Here is a 25,034-nt window from a genome sequence, read left to right as displayed (position 1 = left end):
ATCAGTTCCGCCCCTCCCGGATCTGCCCACCGACTTCGCTGATGGTGCCGTTCTGGAAGCGGACGGTCTGGCCGGTCTGATCGGCGGTCGGCCAGCCGAACTCACCCTGCTCGTACCCCTTGGTGCCCCAGTGGTTGAAGATGCCACCGTAGAGGATGTAGTGCGCACCGGTGGCGGCGGACCAGTAGATGTTGCCGTTCTCGAACTCCTGGAAGGCACCGCCGCGGATGAGCTTCTCATTGGAGGTGGGGAAACCCAGGGGGGAGCTGACGGTGTTGACATCGCTGTACTTGGCAGCGATGGCACCCTTGACCCGGTGGGTCCCACCGTCCGGATCCTGGACGATCCAGCCCTTCTGGAACTCCTGGACCTGGCCGCCGTTGGTGTCGACCGGCGGGGTGACCGGGTAACCCAGGTCGCCGCGCTCCCAGCCGGCGGCACCCCACTCGGCCATGATCCGGCCCGGGACCTCCTGGGCACCGGTGCCCGGGGTCCAGTAGATGGAGCCGTTCTCGAAGTGGACGTAGCGGCCGACGCCGTCCGGGGTGGTGCGCTCGCCGGTGGTCGGGAAGCCGAGCCAGCTGGCCGGGCCGCCGATGTGATGGTAGCGGGCGTTGATGGCGCCGTGCAGGGCATGCGCGCCGGTCTCGGGGGACCAGTAGGCCACACCGTTGCGGAAGTCCTGGCGGGCGCCGTCCCCGACCGCGTACTCGTTGTTCACGCAGGAACCGATGACGCCGGATTTGGTGGCCTCGGCGATGGCGCCGACGGCGACGCAGTCGGCACCCTTGTCCCTCTCGGACAGTGACAGGGCGTTGGCGATGTGCGGCCAGGACTGGACCATCTCGAACTGCCAGTAGGGCCAGGCGTGGACGCCGGAGGGACGGAAGTGGACGACCGGCTCCACACCGGCCTCACGGGCGCGGTCGACGAAGGTCTGGGAGGTCATGCGGGAGAGGATCTCCAGGCTGATGCCTGCGGCATTCGCCGGGCCGGTGGCCACGGAATTGGCCTGCCCGAAGTCATCGCTGCCGGAACCGGAGGAGACGTAGACCTTCATGTCCTTGAGGGCCTGAATGCCCAGCTTCGGATCGTGGTCGACCCAGTCCTGGTGGCCGGGGCTGCCCCACATGGCGGTGCCGTCGTAGCCGCCGGCGTCGCGCTGGGCCGCCAGGATGGCCTCGGGCATGCCCGGGGAGGTGGTGTCCAGGTAGCCGGAGAAGGAGCCGACGAACTCGAACATGTGCGGGTGGCGCTGGGCGAGGTTCATCGCGGCGGTACCGCCCATGGACAGGCCGAAGATGGCGCGTTCCTTGCTGGAGCGGAAACCGTTGTCCAGGATCGGGACCAGCTCCTGCATGAGGAAGGTCTCCCACTTGTAGTGCTTGCCGTTGTCCGGACGCTGCCAGTCGGAGTAGAAGGAGGATTCGCCGCCGACGGGGAGGATGACGTTGACGTTCTTGTCGGCGTAGAACTGCTCGATGTTGGTCTCGATGGTCCAGCCGCTGTCGTCCTCACGTGCACGCAGACCGTCAAGCGCCCAGACCTCCGGGAAGGTGCGGCTGCTGTCGGCGTGCCAGTCGCGGGCGAGCAGCATCTGGACCTGGATCAGCTCGCCGGGCATGGCGGCGGATTTGATGTAGAGGGCGATGCGGCGGTTGGTGATCCACTCGACACGCTCAACGTCGACACCGGCGGGCAGCCCCTGGACGTCCGGGTACTCCGTGGAGACCGGGGTGCGCTGCGGCGGGTCGGAGGGACGGATCGAGTCGGAGAGGCTGCTTCCGGAGAGGTCCTGGGCAATGGCCGCGGGCGCCAGGGACAGACCGAGGGCGACCGTCGTCGGGAGGACGAGGGCGGCGAGCCAGGGTCGGCGGCGCTGCGGGGAACGGGATGCGGTGTCGCGCATGAGTGAAGTCCTTGTGTGTGGTGCTCGTGGATGTGTGGTGCCGACGGGGACCCGGCACGTCAGGTGGGCCGCCACCGCCCGGGGGTTCCCCGCCCCCGGGCGGTGGGCTTCTGAGGCACCCACCTTCCGCGCCCGACGTCTCCGTCGGCGGAAGATTCTTCAGTTGTCTCACCGGGGCGGTGATGTGGGTCTCCGCCAGGGTCGTGCTCAAGTTTAAGTTGAACTTGAGACTTTAGGGTAGGGCACGCCGTGTCCTACCCCCGGAAATAAAGAACCCCGGAGGGCGGTTCCTGCCCTCCGGGGCACGCGTGGCGTGGCTACCAGGCGTTCATGACATCCAGGACACGGCCCTTGGTCTTGTGCAGCTGGCTGCCGAACTGGTTCCAGTTGTGGATGCCGGTCAACGGGTAGTCGGTGGTGACGTTGATCCCGGTGGCCAGCGCCTTGCCCTCCCACAGCCGGGTGGACACCCGGGCCAGCATCTCCAGCGGGGTCGCGGAGAGCTTGAGGTTCACCGGGTAGTTGTTGTCCTCCGGGCCCCACAGGCCGGTGGCGGCGGAGATGTAGACGTCCTTGCCGCGCAGGCCCTCCATGTTGTGGAAGGGGTCATTCTCGAAGCGGCGCGGGTTGAGGATGGTGCCGTACATGGCGTTGATGTTGAAGCCGCCGGCGTCGAGAAGCGCCACGCGCATCATGGTCTGCATGCCCGGCATGGTGGTGGCCAGGTAGCCGGACCAGGACAGTGCCTGGCGGAACTGGCCCGGGTACTTCGCGGCCAGGTTGAGGGCCGCGGTACCACCCATGGACAGGCCGGCGATGGAGTTGTTGTCCGGTGCGACACCGAAGTTCTGCTGCAGGTAGGCCGGCAGCTCAGAGGAGAGGAAGGTCTCCCACTGGTAGGTGACCGGGTTGTTCAGGTCGTAGGTGGCGGGCTCCTCCCAGTCGGCGTAGAAGGAACCTGCGCCACCCACCGGCATCACCAGGGTGATGTTGGAGTTGTTGTACACGGCCGCGGCGTTGACGTCGACGGTCCAGGCGTTGGCGTGGTTGGTGGCACGCAGTCCGTCCAGGAGGTAGAAGCCCGCGTTGCCGCCGCGGGCGGCCGGCTGGATCTGGACGGTGATGTTGTTGCCGGTGGAGGGGGACCAGACGTCACAACGCTGGACCCAGTGGCCGACTCCGTCCCATTCACAGTGGCCGTTTGCGTCCTGGCGCAGCCAGGCCCGGTTGTCGGCCCTGGCCTCCCCGGCACCGACGAACACCATGAGGGTGAGGGCGGTGGCGAAGGCGGCCAGCACCGCGAGGGCTCTTCGGCTCACGCGACGGGCTCCGGTCAGAAAGGTCATGGTTCTCCTCGGCTTGGCGTTCTGCAGTCTTGGCGCTGTGGGACCTATCGGCTGCGCCTGCCAGTTCGTTAACAACCGCGCCGCGCTGCATCATAGCGTCCCTACTGCGTGACACTGTAGAGCAATACGTAACGAAAAGCTCATTATTTCGTTACCAGTCTGTGACTTTATGCGGCCTCACCTGGGGTTTTCGGGGGAAATTTCCACTGGCCAGGCCACCTGAATTCCAGGCTGAACCGGGCCGTGCTCCTTAATGACCTCCTCTGGATCGAGGCTGAACTCCAACGTACGGCCGTCTGTGAAGGCGAAACGGATGTTGGCCAGGAAACGATCCAGGCTCATCGGCTCACGGTAGGTGGCCACCAGGTCCGCCAACGCCGGGGTCTGCAGGGCCTGGCGGGCCAGGGCGGTGGCCTCCCGGTCATACCAGCCGGGCAGGTTCTCCAGGGCGACGGCGGTGTCCGAGGCCTGCCACTCGAAGGGCAGCCACTTGTCGTGGCCCACGCGCGCCTCCGCGTCCCGCGGCTGACGTGCGGCGAGCGGGGTGGTCAACCCGACCGTGTCCAGCACACGCAACTCCAGCGGCGCATTCATGCTGGTCATACCCAGATTGATGTGGTACACGGTCGGCGGCTGGTCGGCCAGGCCGGTCGGGTCCTCATGCGCCAGCTCGCGCGGGATCCGCGGGGTGGTGATCCAGGAGAACTCGTTGGGCTCCGTGCTCAACAGGATCTGCGACATCAGGCCCACGTCCTGCTCCCTGGCCTGCTGTGCCACCTCCGGGTAGTTGTTCATGGCCAGGGCAGTGCGGAAATCAGCGGCCACCAGCGGCGGATCACCCTGTTCCCGGAAGGTTGCGTACGTCCAGAAATCACGTTCGTCGACGATGCCCAGTTCCTCGTAGTCGGTCTCCCAGTCGACGGGGTGACCGGTGATCACCGTGCTCACCCCCCACCAGGCCAGCACCGCCAGGCCGAGAGCCGCCGGCAGATCAAAACGCGGGGCGATCCGCCGCAGGTCCACCAGGGGCACCACCGCCAGCGGCAGCAGCAGGGCGAACAGGGGCAGCAGGAGCATCCGGCCGTGCATGAAGTCACCGCCCACGCGCAGCACATAGAGGAGGTGGATGGTGCCGGCCAGCAGGATCAGGCAGGTCACCGCCACCGGGGTGCGCAGCCGCCCACGGCCGGTGACCACGACGGGCTCGCCATGGGGCGTCGAGAAGCGCCACAGGGTCACCGCACCCAGGACGATGACCACCGCGAGGGCCAGCCACAGCCAGTACGGATCGACCAGATCCCGGAGGTACTCCCAGCCCCCCGCCCATTCGGCGTCACCCGCGGACTTCGCCACCGCCGTGTGCGGGGTGAGCAGTCCGTAGTAACCCATCCGGAAGATCTGGTAGCCGGCGGGTACAGGCAGTGCGGCCGCCAGGATGAGTCCGCGCTGCCGCCAGCTGGTGGCCGCGAAGATGATGAGCAGGCCGGTCAGCCCGCCGTAGAGCGCGAGCTCGGGGCGCACGAGCCAGGACAGGCCCGCCCAGAACGCCAGCCAGTAGGTGGTCTTCTCGGAGGGGCCGCCGGCGTGGTGCCGGCCCGCCTTCCCCTCCCGGATCGCCCATGCGACGAGCAGACACCAGAGCCCGGCGATCCATAACAGGCTCAGACCCCACTCCAGGCCGGAGGTGGCGAAATCGCGGGCCGGCGGCAGCGCCAGATAGACCAGCCCGCCGGCGGGCAGGAGCAGGAGCGTGGGCCGGTGGCGGTAGAGCCGGGCGGTGCCCCAGGCCGCCAGGCCGAGTGCCACGGTGGTGAAGATCAGGGCCAGCCACATCGCGATGATCTCGAGGCGGGCATCGGTGACCAGGGCCACCAGATAGATGAGGTACTGCCACAGGGTGGAGGTGTTGGCCTCGACCCGCTCACCGGCGTTGAAGACCGGGCCGTTGCCGGCCAGCAGGTTACGCACGGTGCGCAGGACGATCAGGCCGTCATCGCTCATCCACCGCCGCTGCCATCCCCCGGCGAAGGCCAGGATGGCCAGCAGGATCGCGCTGGCCACACCCGTCCACAGCGTCAGCGACGCCGGGGCCTTCCGTTCCGGGGATTTCTGTGGTGCAGGGTGACCGGACAACCCGGCAGCTGTGGTCATGGCCGAAATGTTAGCAGGGGCCGCGGCCCGCCCCGGGAACCACGGGCGGGCGCGACGCCGCTAGAGTGCCGGCACCAGGTAGACGGCCAGCACGATGCACAGGATCCACAACAGAGCCAGCGCCTGGAGGACCCGGTCGGACAGTGCCATCTCATCGGGGGCACCACCGGCACCGCGGTCGACGTCGGCGGCGTAGCGCAGGATCGCGATGGTGAACGGCACCATGGAGATCTGGTACCAGACGCCGGCCATGCCCCCGACCTCGGTGGAGAGCTGGAAACCCCACAGGGCGTAGCTCATGACCACGGCGGTGGCCGCCAGGGTCCAGACAAAACGCAGGTAGGTCGGGGTGTAGCCCTGCAGGGAACGGCGGATCTGCTTGCCTGTGCGCTCCGCCAGCAGCAGCTCGGCGTAGCGCTTGCCGGAGGCCATGAACAGCGAACCGAAGGCGGCGACCAGCAGGAACCACTGGGACAGGGAGATGCCGGCGGCGACACCGCCGGCCATCGCACGCAGCATGAAGCCGGAGGAGACCAGGGCGATGTCGATCACCGGCAGGTGCTTCCAGCCGAAGCAGTAGCCCAGCTGCAGGATGATGTAGACACTGACCACGGCGGCCAGTCCCCAGCCGGAGGAGGCCAGGAAGGACAGCCCGACGGAGGCGACGATGAGGATGACCGCCATGGCGTAGGCCAGGTTGATCGGCAGCATGCCGGAGGCGATCGGGCGGAAACGCTTGGTGGGGTGCTCGCGGTCGGCGTCGACGTCGCGGGCGTCGTTGACCAGGTAGATCGACGAAGCGGCGAGGCAGAAGACGACGAAGGCGAGGAGGACGTCGAGAAGCGTGCGGCCGTCGATCAGCGCCTCCGCGCCGGCTGCGGCGGGAGCGGCGACGACGAGGACGTTCTTGACCCACTGCTTGGGGCGCAGCGCCTTGACCATCGCATCGGGAAGGTTCTTCGGCGGCTGGCGGCGACGGGTGTTGTCGATGCCCTCGGTGTGCGGCTCAGAGTAGAAGATGCCCGGTTTGTCCTCGGCCAGGTTTTCCTCGCTCACGCGGTCTTCCTCTCAATCGTGGTGACGATCCTGGCGGTGGCGGCACCCAGGACCGCGCCTGCCAGTGTGTCGGTCGGGTAGTGCACTCCCAGCACCATACGCGAGACCATCATCACCGGAATGCCCGCGAGCGGCAATTTAGAACCGCTCAACTGTGACAGAGAAGTCAGTGCCGCGGCGGTGGATGTGGAGTGCGAGGAGGGGAAGGACAGCTTCGACGGCGTGCCCACCCCGACCCGGATGCGCGGGTCATGCGGGCGGTTGCGGCGCACGATCCGCTTGATCACCACGGAGGCCGCGTGCGAGACGAAGGCCGACACACCCAGCGCCACCCACTGGCGGCGACGCTGCTTGTCGACGGCCGCCCCCGCCCCGGCCAACGCGAACCAGCCGAGGGAATGCTCCCCGAAATGCGAGAGGGTGGTGGCCACGCGCAGGGCGCCCGGCCGGTCGCAGAGTAGGTCCTGCGCCCGGACCAGCAGATCGACTTCCCGGCTCATCCGAAAATCCTCCCCCAGGCCTCCCGGCTGACCAGCTCGGGCTGGGCGGCACGGTAGGTGGTGCGCAGCTCGTCGAAACGCTCCGCGATCTCCTTCTGCAGGGCCCAGGTCTCCTTGAGCAGGCGCTCAGCGAGCTCGCGGTTGCGCTTGCGGTAGGCCACGCCGTTGTTGCCTGCGGTGGTGACGGTCACGCCGTCGAGACGCGAGAGCGAGAACCAGCGGGCCTCGGCGGGCGAGAGATTCAGCTGCGGCACCTCGTGGTGGTGCGGATCCTCCTTACCCAGGGAGTGGCGCAGGCCCTTGAGCAGCCAGCCGGCCTTCCTGATCTTGCCCAGGCGGCCACCGATGTCCTTGATGGGCACACCCGGCGCACCGGAGGCGGCGGGCAGTTCCGCGGCCGAGGGGATGACCACGGCGTCGGAGTACTGCTTACGGATCGCGGCGATACGCGGCAGGGAGGACTCGAGGACGTCGAAGAGCTGGTCGGGTCCCGCGAGGAAGTCCTTCATGGACTCGATCTGGATGGCCAGCGTCGAGTACTCCATGCACATCAGGTGCTTGAAGGTGGATTTGCGCAGGGAGGTGATGATGCCGTCGACCGGGCCGTCGTGGTTGAGGGCGGCGACGATGAGGCGGTTGCGCAGGTGGAAGTAGGCCTGCCAGTCGATGGCGTCGTCCTTGTCGGTCCACGCCATGTGCCAGATGGCCACACCCGGCCAGGTCACGGTGGGGAAACCGGCCTTGCCGGCGCGCAGGGAGTACTCGGTGTCGTCCCATTTGATGAACAGCGGCAGCGGCTGGCCGATGGTCTGGGCGACAACGCGGGGGAACATGCACATCCACCAGCCGTTGTAGTCCACGTCGATGCGGCGGTGCAGGTCCCGGGAGTTCTTGGCGTCCGGGTCCTTCTCGTCCTCGTCCTCACCGCGGAAGCCGAGCGGATAGCGGGCGAAGTCGTGGTCGTAGGTGGAGTGGGTGGCCGGGCCCCACATGAAGTCGTGGCGTTGGACGACCTCGCCCATGGTGCGCAGCTGGGAGCGTTCCTGCAGGTTGAGCATCTGGCCACCGATGATGATCGGGCTCCTGGCGTAGCGGCCGACCTGGATGGCGCGCAGGATCGACTCCGGTTCGATGGCGATGTCGTCGTCCATGTAGAGGATGAACGGGGACTGCGCGGCGCCGGCCGGGCCCTCACCGACGGCCTCGTACATGATGCGGGAGTAGCCGCCGGAACCGCCGAGGTTGCCCTGGCGGAACTCGTGGAAACGGTTCCCGAAGTGGGCGACGGCCTCGTCGTAGCCGGGTTCGTCGGCGGGGTGCGCCGTGCCCTGGTCGGGCATGATGACGGCGTCGATGGCGGCGTCGACGAGCGGGTCCTCGGCCAGTGCCTGCAGGGCCGCGACGGCGTCGTGGGGGCGGTTGAACGTGGGGATGCCCACGGTGGCGCGCTTGTCGAAGGGGCCGACCTCAGTGCCGTCAGGCAGGATCTGGGCGGCCGGTTCGCGGTCGGCGTACCAGCCGGCTTCGGTGATGGTGGTCCCCGTCTCGGCGGTGATGTCGAACCACAGCCAGCCACCGTCCTCGAAGTGGGACAGGGGAATCGTGAATTCAGCCACATCGTCGGTGACCAGGGCCCCGTCGACGGCCACACGGGTGCCGTCGATCTTGGAGCGGTACACCTCGACGCTGGCGGTGCCGGCCACGTTCATGCGCAGCAGCACATGCTCCAGCTGGGACCAACGGCGCCAGTAGCTGGCGGGGAAGGCGTTGAAGTAGGTCTGGAAGGACACCTCCGCGCCGGCGGGGACGGTGACCGTGAGCCGGTCCGCCCAGGTCAGGCGCTCCTTGTTCTGCTCGGCCTCGACGAGGTAGAGCATGCGTACATCATGCGGCTCGCCCTTCCGGGGCAGCAGGATGCGCTGCAGCATCTCGCGCACGTTGTCGTCTCCGTTGTTCTTCACTTCGGGTGGTTCCACCTTTCGGGTCATCTCCGGAACAAGGGTAGTGTGCCTGGCGCAGATTTCGCGGTGCACCCACCGGGACGGGACTCTATCCTGGATGACATGACGGCCTCCATTCAGAGACTGACCCGAAGCCTGGCCACCTGTCTCCTGTTCGGCTTCCTCGCCGTGCTGGTTGCGTTTCTCCCGGGTGTCTTCTCCCCTGCCGCGGCGGTGGCCACGCGGGAGGTGGAGGTCATCGACCTGGCCGATGAGCTCAGCGGCGCGGATGAGCAGCTGCTGCTGGAGCGCACCCCGGGACTGGAGCTGCCCGGGGAGGTCACCGACGTCACCTACATCCTCTTCGCCGAGAATGACGACAACCTCAATGACACGGTGCGGGAGTTCGGTGAGGATGAGCGTTCCGACCTCATCAGCACGGAACGCGATAAGTGGGCGCCGGGGGCGTTGATCGTGGCGGTGGGCCTTGATCCACAGAAGATGGGCGTGTACTGCGGCGATGATGTGTGCGCGGCGATCGGGATCTACGAGGAGGGACGCCTGGACGGCATCCTCGACCGGATGGAGACCCCCCTGCGCAACGGGAACTGGGCCGCGGGCATGCTCGAGGGCGCAACGGCCGCAGGTGATCCCACCGCGGTGCGGGAGAGTTCACAGGCCCCGGGCTGGTTGGGCTGGGCCATCGGCGGCGGCATCGGCGCGCTCGCCGTGGGCGGTGGCGCGGCGGCCATCGTGGCCACCCGCCGTGCGCAGGTGAAGAAGGCGCGGGGGCAGTTCGATGAGGTGCAGCGTGATTACGGGCGGGTGGCCCAGGAGCTGCAGGCCATCGACGTGCGCGCGCATTCGCTGACTTCTCCGCTGGCCGACGATGCCCTGCGGTGCCAGTGGGAGGAGGTCAAGAGCGGTTTCCTGGGGCTCAACGAGACCTTCGACCAGCTGGCGGGGCTGCGCCATGAATCCCCGGACGCGGAGTTCCGGGAGCTGCGCGCACCCATCGCCACGGCGCACGAGCAGGTCACGCGGATGAAAACGGCGGAGGAGAACATCGAGCTGTTGGCGGGCATGGAGCACGGGGACGCGGGGTTGCGCCGCCGGGAGCTGACGGAACTGCACGAGGACATCCTCGCCGCCGGGGCCGGCATCGAGGATGCGGGGCTGGGTGAGCGTCTCTCGCTTCTCGACGCCCGTGTGCTCGACCTGCGCTCCCGCCTCGACGCCCCGGGTTTCATGGATGAGTTCGCCGACCTGGTCGGCGACCACCGGGTGCTCGTGGCTGCGGCGCAGCAGCGCCTCTACGAGGAATCCGGCACGGAGGAGACGTCGGACGAGGGCCGCCGGGCCCCGAGGGTGTGGGAATCGGGTTGGCGCCCGGCCTACGGTTACGGCAACTATGTACCCTTCGCTGTGGTGCACACCTGGCACAGCAGCGACCAGCAGGCGGCGAGCGCCTCCTCATCCTCGGCCACCACCGGGTATTCCGGGGGCGGGTTCTCCGGTGGCGGCGGCTCCCGGGGCTTTTAGGGAAGCTTAAGCGGCCAGGCGCTGTGCGGACTGCGGGACGAAGGGGATGTCCAGCTCGGTGAGCAGGCCGGCGACGCGGCCCTCCATGTCCTGGGCGAAGCGGCGGATCTGCTCGACATTCATGCCGTCGGTGGCCGGCACGTCCCACTGGACGAAGCTGCGGCCCGGCAGGTCGTGCGGCTCCTTCTCGTCGAGGTAGACGACGATGTCGGCGGCGGCGACGGTGCGGGCGGTGTCAGCGGCGTAGCTGACCGGCTCGGCGCGCAGGCCACGCTCATCCATGACCCACTCGATGAGGGCGTCCCGACGGTTCTCGGGGTGGGTGTTCGCGACGGTGGCTACGACGGCGTTGTCGCTGATGCGGCGGGCCAGTGCGGCAGCCAGGACGGCGCGGGCGGCGTTGGTGCGGCTGACGAAGAGGATCCGCTGGCGCGGGGTGCCTATATTCCCGTGGGTCCACAGGTGGTCCTGGATCTTCTCCGCTGCCTCGCGGTAGATGAAGATCGACAGGAAATCCGTGACACGCGCCGCGGCGGTGTGCTCGGTGATCACCTCATCGAGGATGGTGTCGATCATGCTGCTGTCGGCACGGTGCCCGAAACGGGTGTAGAGGTCGTGGCGGACGGAGCGGAATGCGTTTACAGTCATTTTGCAGGTCTCTCTTTCTGGGCGTCGCCAAGCGTTTACTTGTGCGACTTTATGTTTACCTAGTGTTCATCTTAGGCGAACGGCCAGGGAGTTCGCAACCAAAGTCCTAGGTTTATGCGAAATGATGCGCCATCACCCCAGGTCAGGGGTGTTAACTTAAAGTTAACCTTTTGGCGACCCCCGCGACCAGAAACGCCACCGCCCCACCCAGGATGAGCCCGGCGAGGACATCGCTGAACCAGTGGACGCCCAGGTAGAGGCGGGTCCAGGACACCGCGACGGCCAGCGCCCACACCCCCGCCACCGGGAGACGCCACCATCCGCCGCGCGGCCACCACCACAGGGTGATCACCATCGCCAGGGCCGCCATCCCCGTGGCATGCCCCGAGGGCATCGCGTGGTTTGTCTCCACAACCAGCCGGAACTCCTCCGGCGGACGCTCCCGGCCGATCACCGGCTTGAGTACATGACTGACCAGCCCGGCGGCGATGACCGCCAGCGGCAGGACGAGCACCGGCCGCCAGCGCCACACCAGCAGTGCGGCCACCACCAGCGACAACGCCGTCACCGCGAGTGGACGGGTGACGGCGGAGAGGGTGACGGCGGCGTCGACAAGCAGGGGGTGGCGGTCGGCGATCAGCCGGTGCCAGAGCGCGGAATCAGGCAGAGGCAAAAACCTCAGCCCGCCACAGACTCACCCGAGGGCAGACGGTCGACCAGGAGATCCATCTCGTGGAGCAGTTCACGGACCTGCTTCTCCACCTCATCGGCGATCTTCCGCACCCGCTCGATGGGGCGGCCCGCCGGGTCGTCGATGTTCCAGTAGACGTAACGGTGGCCCGGGACCGCCGGGATCTCGTGGACACCCATAAGCACCACGACATCGGCGCGGTGGACGGTGCGCGGGATGATCGTCGCCTTGTAGATGTACTCCGTGGAGATGCCCCGCTCCTCCAGCACGGCGAGCACGTTCGGATCGACGCCCTCCTCCGGCTCCAGACCGATGGACCGGACGAAGAGCCGGTCACCCACGAGGTGCCGGGTGATGCAGGCGGCGAGCTGGGAACGGCCGGCGTTGCGCTGGCAGACATAGAGGACCTCACGGCGGGACTCCACGTCCGGGTCATCGGCGGCCGCGATGTGCTCGAGAATCTCGGAGACCTCGCGCTCGACGAGCACCGGCAGGTAGGTCTTGATCCGCGCCCGCGCGGAGACCTCCTCGATGGTACGGTCGACCAGGTCATCGATGGTGTCGGGATCGAAGTACTGGCCGTAACGGCGGTGCATGTCCTCACGGACGATGGCGAAACGGTCACCGGTCATGACGGCACCTTTCTGTGCGGACGAAAGGGGGGAACGCATCGTTCCCCCGCAGTTAACCTCTTGTTAACGTTACGCCCAGTTTATGTTTTCCCACAAGCAATTCGGACATAAATGTCCGGTAATTGTCCGCCAACTACTGTCCGCGCCCCTGTTCGAGGGTGGCGCCCTCCGTGAAGTACGGCACGAGCCTGTTGTCGAAGAGCGTCAGCGCTGAAGCGATCGCCATGTGCATGTCCAGGTACTGGTAGGTGCCCAGCCGGCCACCGAAGAGGACCTTGCTGTCCCGGGCCTCGGCGGCGGCGAGCTCACGGTAGGCCTTGAGCATCTCACGGTCACCGGGGGTGTTGATCGGGTAGTAGGGCTCGTCCCCCTCCTCCGCGAAGCGCGAGTACTCCTTCATGATGACCGTCCTATCCTTCGGGTAGACGTTCTCCCGCTCGGGATGGAAGTGACGGAACTCGTGGATACGGGTGTAGGGGACATCCGCGTCGTTGTAGTTCATGACGGAGGTGCCCTGGAAGTCGCCGGTCTCCAGCACCTCGGTCTCGAAGTCGAGGGTGCGCCAGCCCAGCTCGCCGGCGGAGTAGTCGAAGTAGCGGTCGAGCGGACCGGTGTAGATGACCGGGGCGTCCGGGGACTCGGCGCGCAGCTGATCGCGCACCTCGAACCAGTCGGTGTCCAGCCGGACCTCGATGAGCTCATGCTCGGCCATGCGCTTGAGCCAGGCGGCATAGCCGTCGACGGGCAGCCCCTCGAAAGTGTCGTTGAAGTAGCGGTTGTTGAAGGTGTAGCGCACCGGCAGGCGGGTGATGTTGGAGGCCGGCAGGTTCTTCGGGTCGGTCTGCCACTGTTTGGCGGTGTAGTCGCGGATGAAGGCCTCGTAGAGGGGGCGGCCGATCAGCGAGATGGCCTTCTCCTCCAGGTTGGTGGCCTCGGCGGAGTCGATCTCGCTGGCCTGCTCCGCGATGAGCGCACGGGCCTCATCCGGGGAGTAGTAACGACCGAAGAACTGGTTGATCATGCCCAGACCCATGGGGAACTGGTAGGCCGTGCCGTCGTGCATGGCGAAGACGCGGTGCTGGTAGCCGGTGAAGCCGGTGAACTGGTTGACGTAGTCCCAGACCCGCTCATTGGAGGTGTGGAAGAGGTGGGCACCGTATTTGTGGATCTCGATGCCCGTCTCCGGTTCCGCTTCGGAGTAGGCGTTGCCGCCGAGGTGGGCACGGCGCTCAACGATGAGCACCTTCTTGCCCAGCTGACTGGCGGCGCGTTCCGCCACCGTGAGTCCGAAGAGGCCGGAGCCGACAACAATCAGGTCGTAAGTCATGTGGATCAGGCTAATCGACACCCGCTCCCCCCACCCGGTGCAACACCGTCCGCCGAGGGCAGCGGGTACATCCGATTTCACCAGGAGACCCCCTTCGTCACATCAGTATCACGAGTCACGAATATGTACTAGAGTTCACTCTGTCCAACTTGGGCAACACCTATTTCCGATATTTCCAGGGAGTTCCCCCGTGCAGCAAAGACGCCGAATCGCCACGTCACGGCTCACCAGCGTCAATCCGACAGTGGCCGTCATCCTCACCGTCGCTCTTGTCGCCTCTGCCGCCTTCGGCGGAAACCAGATCCTCCGCACCCAGGAGGCCGGCGGCAACCCCATCGAGGTCGCCTCCGCCGAGGCCTCCTTCGCGGACGGTGACAACGTGGTTGTCGATGATGCCGCCATCGCCGCCCAGTCCGGCGTCGGCGGCCCCCGCACCGTCAAGGAGTTTGAACGCGACGAGGAGTTCTCCATGTTCGCCGTGACCTGGAACGGTCACCGCGATCTCGCCGCCTTCATCCGCGCCGAGCAGGCCGACGGCTCCTGGGGTCCCTGGTGGGACGCCGAGCCCATCGGTCAGACCGGCCCCGGCGGGGAGAACGGCACCGAACTGATCTACGTCGAGCCCACCAACCGCGTCCAGGTGTCCATCACCGGCGTGGACATCCTCGGTGGCCCCACCGAGGAGGAGTCCGTCCCGGAAGCCGCCCCGGCCGCCCCCGAGGTCGACATCAACATCGCCGAGGCCCCGGTGGCCGAGGCTCCGGTCATTGAGGAGCCGGTCGCCGACGCCCCGGTGATCGAGGATCCGGCCCCCGCGGTCGAGCCCGCCCCCGCCGGCATCGCGCCGCTGCCGACCAACTACGGCGACATCCAGCCGGTCGCCGACGTGGCGGCCGCCGACGATCTCGGCGTCGTCTTCATCGACGGCCGCGCGGAAGAGGGCGGCATCGCCCTGGCCACCGACTCCGTCGCCTACGGCATGCCGAAGGTGGTCACCCGGGCCGGCTGGGGCGCCAACGAGAATGCCCGCTGCCGCAACGCCACCTACGATGACGAGGTCCAGGCCGCCGGCGTCCACCACACCGCAGGCTCCAACAACTACACCAGGGCACAGTCCGCCGGCATCGTCCGCGGTATCTACGACTACCACGCCCGCACCCTGGGCTGGTGCGATGTGGGCTACAACGCGCTCGTGGACAAGTACGGCACCATCTACGAGGGTCGCTTCGGCGGACTGGACAAGAACGTCCAGGGCGCCCACATCGGTGGCTTCAACCACAACACCTTCGGCATCTCCATGATGGGCAACTACGACATCGCCCCGACCACCCCGGAGATGATCCAGGCCGTCGGCGACATGATCGGCTGGAAGGCCGCAATCGCCGGCTTCGACCCGAAGGGTTCGGACCGCTACACCCCCTACGCCTTCTCCGGTTCGAAGTACACCGGCGGGGTCGCCATGAACCTGCCGGCCATCTTCGCCCACCGCGACGCCCACAACAACGCCTGCCCGGGCACCTTCGGCTACGCGCAGATGGACAACATCCGCAACATCGCCTCGGAGAAGTACCAGGCCGTGACGTCGGGCACCGCTGACCGTCCCGGTACCTCCACCACTCCGTCGACCACCACCTCCCCGGCGGACGTGACTGACCCGGATCCGGATAACCCGGGCACCCTGGAGCCGGTTGATTCCAGCCTGACGGACCAGGCCACGGATCTCGCCGAGGTTCCGGCCCTGATGAGCAGCGCCGTCGACGGTGACCAGACCGCCCTGCTGACCATCATCGGTTCCCTGGCCGGACTCGCGGTGGCTTTCCTCGCCGTCGAGGGCAGCCTGCCGGGCACCGGGACCCAGGTCGGCGACGTGCAGGTCCTCGACGGGGTCTCGCTGGCCAACCTCCAGCCGATCCTGGACGTCGCCTCCAGCCTTGCGGAGGACTCGAAGGCCAGCCAGGCCGCTGACCGGGTGGGCGCCAACTACGGTGCTGTCCTCGGTGAGCCGCGCGGTGGCGTGAACACCGAGAACGCCACCTACACGCTCTTCGACGAGGGCGTCATCATCGATGAGGTCGACTCCGAGGAGGCCCGCGCACTGTGGGGCCCGATCGCGGATGTGTGGGCCGGCCAGGGCTTCGACCTCGGCCCCCTGGGCATGCCGCTCAACGAGCAGTACGACGAAGGTGACCTCGTCCGCGTCGACTTCGAGGGTGGCCACGCCACCGTCGACCCGGCCACCGGTGAGGTCGACGTCAAGCTGAGCTGACGCTCAGACCCAGTCCAGGGACCGCTCCACCGCCCGGTTCCAGTCCGTGACCAGCGCCTCACGCTGCTGGTCTGACCACCGGGGCGACCAGGAACGGTCCGCGGTCTGGAGGCCGCGGACGCTGGCAAGCGAGGACCAGAAACCACCGCCCACCCCGGCAGCGAAAGCCGCGCCGAGGGCGGTGGTCTCGATGTTTCCGGGGCGCACCACCTCCGCGCCGAGCAGATCGGCCTGCAGCTGCATGAGCAGGTTGTTGGCCGTCATGCCGCCGTCGACCCGCAGGCTCGTGGGGCGGATGCCCGAATCCGCGGCCATCGCCTCCACCACCTCCCGGGTCTGCAGGGCGGTCGCCTCCAGCGCCGCACGAGCGATGTGGCTGCGGTCGGCGAAACGCGTCAGGCCCACGATCACCCCGCGGGCGTCGGGGCGCCACCGCGGGGCGAAGAGCCCGGAGAAGGCCGGCACGATGAACACCCCACCGTTGTCCGCCGCCGCGATCTCCTCCACCTCGCGCGCCGAGCGGATGATCCCCAGCTGGTCCCGCAGCCATTGGATGAGCGAACCCCCCACCGCGACCGAGCCCTCCAGGGCGTAGACCGGTTCCTCCCCCTCGATCTCGTAGAGCACCGTCGACAGCAGCCCGTGGGTGCTGAACTGCGGGGTGGTGCCGGTGTTGAGCAGCAGGAACAGACCCGTCCCGTAGGTGTTCTTCGCATCCCCGACCTCGAAGCAACCCTGTCCGAACATCGCCGACTGCTGGTCCCCCAGCATCCCGGTGACCGGCACACCGGCCAGGGTGCCGCGGCTGCGCACCCTGCCGAAATCACTCACCGAGGGTCGGATCTCCGGCAGCACCCGCACCGGCACCCCGATCTCAGCGCACAGCTGCGGATCCCACTGACGCGTGCGCAGATCCATGAGCAGGGTGCGCGAGGCATTGGTCACGTCCGTGGCGTGCACCGCCGGGCGGCCCTCATCACCACGCGCCCCGCCGGTGAGATTCCACAGCAGCCACGTGTCGATGGTGCCGGCCAGCAGCTCGCCGGCCTCCGCCCGCTGCCGGGCCCCGGGGACATGGTCCAGGATCCACGCGATCTTCGGGCCCGCCGGATAGGAATTGGCCAGCAACCCGGTGCGCTCCAGCCACCGGGCCGGATCATCACCGGCGATGTCGGCGGTTCGGGTGTCCTGCCAGACGATGGCGTTGTGGATGGGCCGGCCGGTGGCCTTCTCCCAGACCACGGCGGTCTCCCGCTGGTTGGTCACCCCCAGGGCGGTGATGTTGGCCGGGGAGATGTCGATGTCTACCATCGCCTTCGACACCGCCCGGCGGGTGTTGGCCCAGATCTCCAGCGGATCATGCTCCACCCAGCCCTGCTGCGGCATGATCTGCCCGTGTTCGAACTGGGCGGAGGAGACCACCTGACCGTCGTGGTCGACGATCACACACCGCGTCGACGTCGTGCCCTGGTCAATCGCCGCCACATACTGTTTCGGGGAGGAAGCCGTCATGGCCCCAAGTCTGCCACGGAGCGGATGGCATGCCCGGGGGTCTGGGGCGCGAGATAGCCTTGGTCCATGGACAGACCGCCGGGAACACTCCGCTCCATCGCAGCCTGGTGCTGGGTGGGCGGTCTGCTGGCGTGCATAGTGACGACGGCGATGGCCGATGTCGGTTGGGACACGAATATCGGTGCCAGCTTCGCGCTGGCACTCGCCATGTTTTTCATCTGTGCGGCGCAGGCAGCCACCCTCGTCACCCTCTGGCTCTGGGCCGCTGGGCGGAGACAGAATAAGGGGAGTGACGCCGGTACCCCGCTGCGGAACCTGCTCTGGGGTGGGACCACGGTGCTGGCGCTGGCTGCTGTCCTGCTGCTGTGCAGCGGCTTCGAATTCAGCAGCCCCGGGATCCTGTATCTCCTGGGCAGCGCCGTAGTCACCGGTCTCGCGGCCGGGTCAGTTTCCGTGGAGGTAAGTCGACACTCCCGTCACCCCGGGTGAACAGGCTCAGCTCAGAACCAGCGTTCCAGGACCTGCGCAACCCCGGCCTCCTCGTTGGTGGCGGTGGTCAGATCGGCGGCTTCCTTGACAGAATCACGGGCGTTGCCCATCGCCACCCCGGTGCCGGCCCAGCGGAGCATCTCGATGTCGTTGGGCATGTCGCCGAAGGCGATGACGTCCGCCTGGTCGATCTCATGGAGCTCAGCCAGCGTGGAGACACCCAGTGCCTTGGTCACGCCGGGGGCGGCGACCTCGAGCAGGCCCTCGTTCATGGAGAAGGTCAGGTGTGCGACCTGCGGGTCAACGTGGGGGGCGAGCAGTTCGTACATCTCGGGGGCGTTGAGGAATTCGTTGCGCAGCAGCATCTTCACGGCCGGTTCGGCCATGACCTCGTCCTCGGGGAGGATACTGTAACCCTGTGCGTGCCAGGTGTGGAGGTAGTCCGGGGAGATGACGAACATCTCCTCCTCCGGGTCGAAGGCGGACACACCGACGCGTTCACAGCCGATGGCCACGCCGCCGACGTCGGCGAAGGCCTCCTGCGCGAGGGCCAGGACCTCAGTCATCGTCGCCGGCTGCAGGACGTGGGAGCGCAGGATCCTGTCATTCGCGGAGTCGTAGAGGACGGCGCCGTTGGCGGTGACGCACACCGGGCGGATGGGCAGCTGCTCCAGGACCGGGAAGATCCAGCGGTGGGGGCGTCCCGTGGCCAGGGCCACCTCGGTGCCGGATTCGACGGCGCGGATGACGGCAGCACGTACCCGGGGCAGGACCCGTTCCTGTGAGTTGAGCAGGGTGCCGTCGATGTCGCTGGCAACCAGTTTCGGTGCTGGCCCGAGAGTGTCCATGGTGGTGGTCGTTACCTCCTGAATTTTTCCTTCACCCTGTCGATGAAGGTCCGTGCGTTGCCGAGCGCTGCGTCGGCGCGTTTGTCCAGTTTCGCCGCGGCCTTCTTCTCTTTCCTGGAGACGCGGGCGGCGCGTTCCTGCCGGTCGATCTCGGCGGCGTCGATAAGCGTCGGGGCGGTGCCGCCCGCAGCGGCGGGCAGCCAGTACGCGCCGGCGGGGAAGGGGCCGTAGGCGCGGTTGTAGTCGTCGCGGACGCGGTCGAGGAGCTCCTGCATGGCCCCACGGAGCCGTTCGATCGCCTCCTCCGGGGTGCCGGAAATGTCGACGGGTTCACCGACGCGGATGAACACCGGGGTGTTGGTGCGGCCCAGCCGCTTGGGGTGGTCCTTGGTCCAGATGCGCTGGGAACCCCAGGTGACCATGGGGATCAGGGGAACCCCAGCCCCCTCCGCGATGCGGACCGCACCGTTCTTGAACTCCTTGAGCTCGAAGGAACGGGAGATCGTCGCCTCGGGGAAGATCCCCACGAGCTGGCCGGCGCGCAGGTGCACCTCGGCCTCCTCCCGGGAAGCCGCCCCGCTGGAACGGTCCACCGACACGTGCTTCATCGCACGCATGAGGGGTCCGGCGACAGGCGTGTCGAAGATCTCCTTCTTCGCCATGAAACGGACCAGACGCTTGCCCCGCAGGTGGGCGGCGACCTCACCGAAGATGAAGTCGTAGTAACCGGTGTGGTTCATGGCCAGCAGTGCACCGCCGGTGGTGGGGATGTTCTCCGCACCGAATACGGTGACCCGGATGCCCTGGGCCTTCAGCAGCCCCTTGAGCAGGCGGATGATGATGCCGTTGTAGACCGGCTCCTTCGCCTCCGTGGGGTGGTCGGGCACCTCCGGCAGGTCGGCGGGAACGTGGAAGACCCCGGCGCGCTTCTCGAACTTCCGCTGTGCCGCCATCGCTATTTCCCGGGCTCGATGATGTCCTTGCCCACGAACGGGCGCAGGGCCTCCGGCACGACGACGGAGCCGTCGGCCTGCTGGTGGTTCTCCAGGATGGCGACCAGCCAGCGGGTGGTGGCCAGGGTGCCGTTGAGGGTGGCGGCGGTCTGGGTCTTGCCGTCGGCGTCGCGGTAGCGGGTGTTCAGGCGGCGGCCCTGGAAGGTGGTGCAGTTGGAGGTGGAGGTCAGCTCACGCCAGGTGCCCTGGGTGGGGACCCATGCCTCGGTGTCGAATTTCCGGGCCGCGGAGGAACCGAGGTCGCCGCCGGCGACGTCGATGATGCGGTAGGGCACCTCGACGGCGGCGAGCATGTCGCGCTCCATGTCCAGCAGCGCCTGGTGCTGCTCCTGCGCCTCCTCGGGGCGGCAGTAGACGAACATCTCCAGCTTGTCGAACTGGTGGACACGCAGGATGCCGCGGGTGTCCTTGCCGTAGGAACCGGCCTCGCGGCGGAAGCAGGAGGACCAGCCGGTGTAGCGGACCGGGCCGTTGGACAGGTCGATGATCTCGTCCTTGTGGTAGCCGGCCAGGGCGACCTCGGAGGTACCGACCAGGTAGAGGTCGTCGCGCTCGAGGTAGTAGATCTCGTCGGAGTGCTCACCGAGGAAGCCGGTGCCCTGCATGATCTCGGGGCGCACGAGCACCGGGGGGATCATCAGCTGGAAGCCGGCGGCACGTGCCTTCTGGGCGGCGAGCATCATCATGCCCAGCTGCAGGAAGGCGCCGTCACCGGTGAGGTAGTAGAAGCGGGAGCCGCCGACCTTGGTGCCGCGCTCCATGTCGATCAGGCCGAGGCTGGTGCCCAGCTCGAGGTGGTCCTTCGGCTCGAAGTCGAATTTCGTGGGCTCGCCGACATGCTCGAGGACGACGAAGTCCTCCTCGCCGCCGGCCGGGGCGCCCTCCACGATGTTGGAGATGCGGTACTGGAGTTCGGTGACCTTCTCCTCGGCGGCCTTCTGTGCCTCCTCGGCCTCCTTCACCTTGGCCTTGAGCTCGTTGGAGCCTTCCAGCAGGGCCGGGCGGTCCTCTGGGGCGGCCTGACCGATCTTCCTGCCGAAGCTCTTCTGTTCAGCGCGCAGGGTGTCCGCGGCCTGGATCGATGCGCGACGGGACTCGTCGGCGGCGATCAGCTGGTCGACCAGCTCAGGGTCCTCCCCACGGTTGATCTGTGAGGCACGGACGACATCGGGGTTCTCGCGGAGGAATTTGAGATCAATCACGCATATGAGCCTACCGCGCGGCCCCGCGCTCCGTGCTGCGACCTGCGCACCTGTCCCCCGGCAACCGGGAGAACGCGATTCGCGACACTGGTCATAACCAGCGGTCTAGGATGGAACCATGGCTGCAGCAGCGCGGGGACCGCGTCATCTCCAGTTGCCCGCCCGGGAGATCACGGACGGACCGGCACCGAAACACGCCCAGCTCCGCGCGATCCTCGAGGAACTGTGTGACACCCGACTCCACCCCGGTGACCTCCTGCCCGGCGAACGCGTGCTGGAGGAGACCTACGGTGTCTCCCGCATCACCGTCCGCCGGGCGATCGGTGATCTCGTGGCCGCGGGCCGGCTGCGGCGGGCCCGGGGCAAGGGCACCTTCGTGGCCCCCAACCCGCTGGTCTCCCGCCTGCACCTGGCCTCCTTCAGCTCCGAGATGGAGGCCCAGAACGTCACGGCGAGCTCGAAGATCCTGCTCTCCGGGCGTTCCCCCGCCCCGGGGGAGGTGCGGCAGTTCTTCGGCGGCGAACCGGGTACCCCGCACACCCACCTGCGGCGCCTGCGCCTCGGGGACGGTGAGCCCTATTCCATCGATGATGCCTGGTACAACGCCGAACATGTACCCGACCTGCTGGAGAACGACGTCTACAACTCCGTCTACACCATCCTCGACGAGGACTACCGTGTGCCCGTCACCGAGGCCGATCAGGTGGTCACCGCCGTCAATGCCGACGAGGAGACCGCCGTGCTTCTCGACGTCGCGCCCGGCACCGCCCTGCTCCGCATCGTGCGACTCTCCCGTTCCGGGGAGCTGCCCGTGGAGTGGTGCTCCTCGGTCTACCGCACCGACCGCTACCGGCTGAACGCCCGTGTCACGCGGATGGCGGAGTAGATTTTCCGTTGTGAACGGGTGCACAATGGGACCATCATGACGACCAGTACCGCCCGCTCAGCGGCAGCCGTGCGCACCGGCCTGGTGGCCGCCCTGGCCGCCGCCGTCGCCGTCGGCTCCTACGGCTACTTCTCCGCGGCCTCGAATGGTGGTTCCGCCCCCGGCGGTTCCACGGCCACCGGGCCCGCCGCGCCGGGCAACGGGGAGACCACCTCGGGTGTCGCCCCCTTCACCACCGCCGACGCCGGTTCCTGCCTGACCTGGGACATCGCGGCCGACGGCACAGTGAGCAGCTTCCAGCAGACCGACTGCGCCGGGGAGCACCGCTTCGAGGTCTCCGCCCGGGAGAACCTGGCCACCTACCCCTCCTCCGAATTCGGCGAGAACGCCCCCATCCCCGACCTGACCCGCCAGGCGCAGCTGCGTGAGGAGCTGTGCCTCAACCCGACCCTGCGCTACCTGGGCGGGCAGTTCGACCCGGTGGGCCGCTATTCCATCGCCCCGATCCTGCCGCCCGCCGAGGCCTGGGCCGCCGGTGACCGCACCATGCTGTGCGGCCTCCAGTCCACCGACATGGGTGGCATCCCGATGCTCACCGCCGGCGCTGCAGCCGATCAGGACCAGGCGGTGGTTGCCCAGCCGGGGACCTGCCTGTTCGTCGACGAGTCCCGTTCGCTGCGCACCGTCGACTGCGCCGAGGACCATCAGCTGGAGACCACCCTCGTCGTCGATCTGGCTCCCGTCTTCCCGGAGGGCGTCCCGAGTGTCGAGGACCAGGACAATCACCTGCGGGACGTGTGCACCGACGCCGCCATCGACTACCTCGGTGAGGAAGAGAACCTCTACCAGTCCACGCTGCAGCCCTACTGGGGCACCCTGCAGGAGGCCTCATGGGTGGGTGGTTCCCGTTCCGTGAACTGCTCCCTGGTCTTCGCCGACGAGGAGGGGGGTTTCGCCACCCTCAACGGCACCGCCCGCGACAGCCGGGACGGTTTCACGATTAACGGCGAACCGCCGGCCGAGCGGCCGGAGCGTAACCCGCTGCGCGAACCCGCAGAGTAGACAGGAGAATATAACTTCGTGGTGGAAGTCAGTGACGAACGTTTCGACGAGATGGTCGACGACGCCCTCGACCGCATCCCCGAGGAATTCGCCCGCCGCATGAGCAACGTCGTCGTCCTGGTACGCGACTTCCACGAGGAGAACCCGTGGACCCTCGGCCTTTACGAGGGGGTCGCCATGACCGACCGCACCTTCGACCACACCGGTTTCCTGCCGGACACCATCTCCATCTTCAAGGGTGCCCTGGAGGCCCACTGCCAGACCGAGGAGCAGCTGGCGGAGGAGGTCATGGTGACCGTCTTCCACGAGGTCGGTCACTATTTCGGGATTGATGAGGAGACGCTGCACCGCCTCGGCTGGGGTTAGATCTGGTGATCCAGGTCCGCCCAGCGCACCAGCTTCCACTGCCCGAAGGGACGGTTGCCGGGTTCCAGCACGATGAAGCGGCAGTTGCCCAGATAACCGGCGAAGGCGAAATCCGGGTCCACCGCTGCCGCATGGGTGGCCATCGTGCGGATCGCCGCGCCGTGGCTGACCATGAGGACGTCCCGGCTGGCGCCATCGGCCAGGTGGGTGAGCACCAGCTCCTCCATCACCGGCTGATAGCGGCCCATCAGCTCAAGGTAGGTCTCCCCGCCCGGAATGTTGGCGGAATCATCCCCGTCGAGCCAGCCGCGCAGGGCCGTGGCATAGGAACGGTGGGAATCCTCGTCCGCCAGCATCTCATGCTCGCCGGCGTAGATCTCGTGAATGCCGGGCAGGACGTCAATGCGCATCGAGAACTCCTCCAACCCGGCGCTCTGCTCGAAGGCATTCATCGCCAGCAGGGCGGTCTGCTGGGCACGCAGCGCGACGGAGCTGACGACCGCGCCCAACCGACCGGCAGAACCGTTGCCCGCGCCGCAGAACTCGACGAGTTCCTCGCCGACGTTCCACGCCTGGTTCCGTCCGGTGTCGGTGAGCTCCGCGCCGGGCGGGCGGGTGTCCAGTCGGCGGGCGACGTTGCTGTAGGTCTGCCCGTGGCGCAGCAGGATGAGTCTTCCGGTCATGGCGGTGTCAGAGATCCTTTCCTTCACGTACGGCGGCCACCCAGTCCGAGGCGCGCTGCAGGCGGTCGAGGTCGGCCTGCAGGACGTCCTCCCGGCCGTCGCGGCCCGGGGTGGGCCAGGAACCGAGGTAGGTGATGTCCTCGGCGCGCAGCCACAGGGCACGCAGGGCCTCGGCGAGCGGGAGGTCGTCGATGTGGCCGACCAGGTCGGCGTAGAAGTGGTAGGTGCCGAATGTCCGGCGCGTCGGCCGCGATTCAATGCGGCTGAGGTCCACCCCGCGCAGCGAGAACTCCGTGAGCGCGCCAACGAGGGTGCCCGGTTCGTTGGGCAGGGTGAACACCACGGTGGTCTGGTCCGTGCCGGTGCGCGGGGTGGGCACCCCGCGCGGGCCGACGACAACGAAACGGGTCCGCGCGCCGGCCATGTCGGCCACGCCCTTCTCCACCACGTCCAGGCCGAAGAGCACGGCGGCGCGGTCGGGGGCGGCCGCGGCGTCGGCACGCCCCTCAGCGACGGCCTCGGCCGCCGCGGCGTTGGAGGAGGCAGGCACGAACCGGGCATCGGGGATGTTCGCGGCCAACCACCTGCGCACCTGCTGGTGGGCGACGGGGTGGGTGGCGAAGGTCTTCACCTCCGACAGCTGCATACCAGGGCGCACCATGATGGAGAAGGCGATCTCGATCTCCAGCTCGTGGTAGATCTGCACGCCGCCGCCCTCGACCAGGGCATCGAAGGTGGAGGTCACCGCACCGTCCACGGAGTTCTCGATGGCCACGCAGGCGAACTGCGCGCGCCCCTCACGAACCGCCTCGAGGGCCTCCCGCGGGGAACTGACCGGCAGCTGCGCCACCTCCTCCGGGCCGAAGGCCCCTGCCGCCGCGAAACGCAGCAGTGCGGCCTCGGTGAAGGTGCCGGCGGGGCCGAGATAGGCGACGGTGACAGTGGGTTCAGTCATGCCTGCCAGC

General features: G+C 67.7%; 22 protein-coding genes. 6 read left to right on the top strand and 16 right to left on the bottom strand.

From position 1 onward, the window contains the following. Position 1: 1 nt before the first annotated feature. From NYP18_RS12790 to NYP18_RS12765, 6 genes are all read right to left on the bottom strand, one after another. Complete coding sequence (locus NYP18_RS12790; protein WP_259428597.1) at positions 2 to 1,909, bottom strand: alpha/beta hydrolase-fold protein; 1,908 nt, start codon at positions 1,907 to 1,909, stop codon at positions 2 to 4. 317 nt (positions 1,910 to 2,226) lie between these two features. Beyond that, a complete protein-coding gene (locus tag NYP18_RS12785) occupies positions 2,227 to 3,255 on the bottom strand; it encodes an alpha/beta hydrolase (protein WP_259428596.1) in 1,029 nt (342 codons plus the stop codon). A 177-nt stretch (positions 3,256 to 3,432) separates the two neighbouring features. Beyond that, positions 3,433 to 5,406, bottom strand: a complete 1,974-nt coding sequence (locus NYP18_RS12780) for an arabinofuranosyltransferase AftB family protein (RefSeq protein WP_259428595.1) — start codon at positions 5,404 to 5,406, stop codon at positions 3,433 to 3,435. 60 nt (positions 5,407 to 5,466) lie between these two features. Continuing rightward, positions 5,467 to 6,462: a decaprenyl-phosphate phosphoribosyltransferase gene (locus NYP18_RS12775; RefSeq protein ID WP_259428594.1), complete on the bottom strand. Its 996-nt coding sequence runs from the start codon at positions 6,460 to 6,462 to the stop codon at positions 5,467 to 5,469. After that, entirely contained in the window at positions 6,459 to 6,962 is a 504-nt protein-coding gene (locus NYP18_RS12770; protein ID WP_259428593.1) for a phosphatase PAP2 family protein, read from the bottom strand. The genes NYP18_RS12775 and NYP18_RS12770 overlap by 4 nt, the downstream gene beginning before the upstream one ends. Then, positions 6,959 to 8,950 carry a glycosyltransferase gene (locus tag NYP18_RS12765; RefSeq protein WP_304503838.1) on the bottom strand — a complete coding sequence of 664 codons (1,992 nt, stop codon included), beginning with the start codon at positions 8,948 to 8,950 and terminating at the stop codon, positions 6,959 to 6,961. The genes NYP18_RS12770 and NYP18_RS12765 overlap by 4 nt, the downstream gene beginning before the upstream one ends. Before the next feature lie 75 nt (positions 8,951 to 9,025). On the opposite strand from NYP18_RS12765, the gene NYP18_RS12760 reads away from it, so the two are divergent. Beyond that, a complete protein-coding gene (locus NYP18_RS12760; RefSeq protein WP_259428592.1) occupies positions 9,026 to 10,444 on the top strand; it encodes a DUF5129 domain-containing protein in 1,419 nt (472 codons plus the stop codon). A gap of 6 nt (positions 10,445 to 10,450) precedes the next feature. Here the strand turns inward: NYP18_RS12760 and NYP18_RS12755 are convergent, their stop codons facing one another. The 4 genes from NYP18_RS12755 to glf form a co-directional block, all read right to left on the bottom strand. Beyond that, the gene (locus tag NYP18_RS12755) at positions 10,451 to 11,092 is read right to left on the bottom strand and encodes a three-helix bundle dimerization domain-containing protein (RefSeq protein WP_259428591.1); all 642 of its coding nucleotides are present in this window, start codon (positions 11,090 to 11,092) and stop codon (positions 10,451 to 10,453) included. Positions 11,093 to 11,243: 151 nt separating this feature from the next. Further along, entirely contained in the window at positions 11,244 to 11,765 is a 522-nt protein-coding gene (locus NYP18_RS12750) for a phosphatase PAP2 family protein (protein ID WP_259428590.1), read from the bottom strand. A gap of 5 nt (positions 11,766 to 11,770) precedes the next feature. Further along, complete coding sequence (locus NYP18_RS12745; protein ID WP_259428589.1) at positions 11,771 to 12,415, bottom strand: arsenate-mycothiol transferase ArsC; 645 nt, start codon at positions 12,413 to 12,415, stop codon at positions 11,771 to 11,773. Between the two features lie 133 nt (positions 12,416 to 12,548). Beyond that, entirely contained in the window at positions 12,549 to 13,742 is a 1,194-nt protein-coding gene (gene glf / locus NYP18_RS12740) for a UDP-galactopyranose mutase (protein ID WP_259428588.1), read from the bottom strand. Between the two features lie 190 nt (positions 13,743 to 13,932). Here glf and NYP18_RS15560 point away from each other — a divergent pair, with 190 nt between their 5' ends. Further along, positions 13,933 to 16,008: an N-acetylmuramoyl-L-alanine amidase gene (locus tag NYP18_RS15560; RefSeq protein WP_259428587.1), complete on the top strand. Its 2,076-nt coding sequence runs from the start codon at positions 13,933 to 13,935 to the stop codon at positions 16,006 to 16,008. A gap of 3 nt (positions 16,009 to 16,011) precedes the next feature. Here NYP18_RS15560 and glpK read toward each other — a convergent pair whose 3' ends face one another. Continuing rightward, positions 16,012 to 17,520 carry a glycerol kinase GlpK gene (glpK, locus tag NYP18_RS12730; RefSeq protein ID WP_259428586.1) on the bottom strand — a complete coding sequence of 503 codons (1,509 nt, stop codon included), beginning with the start codon at positions 17,518 to 17,520 and terminating at the stop codon, positions 16,012 to 16,014. Positions 17,521 to 17,586: 66 nt separating this feature from the next. On the opposite strand from glpK, the gene NYP18_RS12725 reads away from it, so the two are divergent. Further along, entirely contained in the window at positions 17,587 to 18,009 is a 423-nt protein-coding gene (locus NYP18_RS12725) for a hypothetical protein (protein ID WP_259428585.1), read from the top strand. Positions 18,010 to 18,020: 11 nt separating this feature from the next. On the opposite strand, the gene NYP18_RS12720 is transcribed toward NYP18_RS12725, so the two are convergent. Genes NYP18_RS12720 through serS form a run of 3 tightly spaced genes read right to left on the bottom strand, consistent with a single transcriptional unit; the run spans position 18,021 to position 21,072 of the window. Further along, positions 18,021 to 18,857, bottom strand: coding sequence for an HAD family hydrolase (locus tag NYP18_RS12720; RefSeq protein WP_259428584.1), 837 nt, complete (start codon positions 18,855 to 18,857; stop codon positions 18,021 to 18,023). Between the two features lie 11 nt (positions 18,858 to 18,868). Continuing rightward, complete coding sequence (locus NYP18_RS12715) at positions 18,869 to 19,810, bottom strand: lysophospholipid acyltransferase family protein (protein ID WP_259428583.1); 942 nt, start codon at positions 19,808 to 19,810, stop codon at positions 18,869 to 18,871. A 2-nt stretch (positions 19,811 to 19,812) separates the two neighbouring features. Continuing rightward, positions 19,813 to 21,072 (bottom strand): serine--tRNA ligase, encoded by a 1,260-nt coding sequence (gene serS, locus NYP18_RS12710; protein ID WP_259428582.1) that lies wholly within the window; start codon positions 21,070 to 21,072, stop codon positions 19,813 to 19,815. A gap of 118 nt (positions 21,073 to 21,190) precedes the next feature. Between serS and NYP18_RS12705 the strand changes: the two genes are divergently transcribed. From NYP18_RS12705 to NYP18_RS12695, 3 genes are read left to right on the top strand one after another with little or no spacing between them, the layout of a single operon-like run. Then, the gene (locus tag NYP18_RS12705; RefSeq protein WP_259428581.1) at positions 21,191 to 21,958 is read left to right on the top strand and encodes a GntR family transcriptional regulator; all 768 of its coding nucleotides are present in this window, start codon (positions 21,191 to 21,193) and stop codon (positions 21,956 to 21,958) included. 36 nt (positions 21,959 to 21,994) lie between these two features. After that, positions 21,995 to 23,020 carry a septum formation family protein gene (locus tag NYP18_RS12700; RefSeq protein ID WP_259428580.1) on the top strand — a complete coding sequence of 342 codons (1,026 nt, stop codon included), beginning with the start codon at positions 21,995 to 21,997 and terminating at the stop codon, positions 23,018 to 23,020. Between the two features lie 18 nt (positions 23,021 to 23,038). Beyond that, positions 23,039 to 23,386, top strand: coding sequence for a metallopeptidase family protein (locus NYP18_RS12695; RefSeq protein WP_259428579.1), 348 nt, complete (start codon positions 23,039 to 23,041; stop codon positions 23,384 to 23,386). Here the strand turns inward: NYP18_RS12695 and NYP18_RS12690 are convergent. Then, positions 23,383 to 24,069 carry a histidine phosphatase family protein gene (locus tag NYP18_RS12690; RefSeq protein ID WP_259428578.1) on the bottom strand — a complete coding sequence of 229 codons (687 nt, stop codon included), beginning with the start codon at positions 24,067 to 24,069 and terminating at the stop codon, positions 23,383 to 23,385. The two genes, NYP18_RS12695 and NYP18_RS12690, sit on opposite strands and share 4 nt — an antisense overlap. Before the next feature lie 7 nt (positions 24,070 to 24,076). Next, a complete protein-coding gene (gene pheA / locus NYP18_RS12685) occupies positions 24,077 to 25,024 on the bottom strand; it encodes a prephenate dehydratase (RefSeq protein WP_259428577.1) in 948 nt (315 codons plus the stop codon). Positions 25,025 to 25,034 lie beyond the last annotated feature (10 nt).

The sequence above is a fragment of the Corynebacterium lemuris genome (assembly GCF_024919295.1).
Classification (GTDB): domain Bacteria; phylum Actinomycetota; class Actinomycetes; order Mycobacteriales; family Mycobacteriaceae; genus Corynebacterium; species Corynebacterium lemuris.
This window is presented reverse-complemented; position numbering and strand designations above follow the sequence as displayed.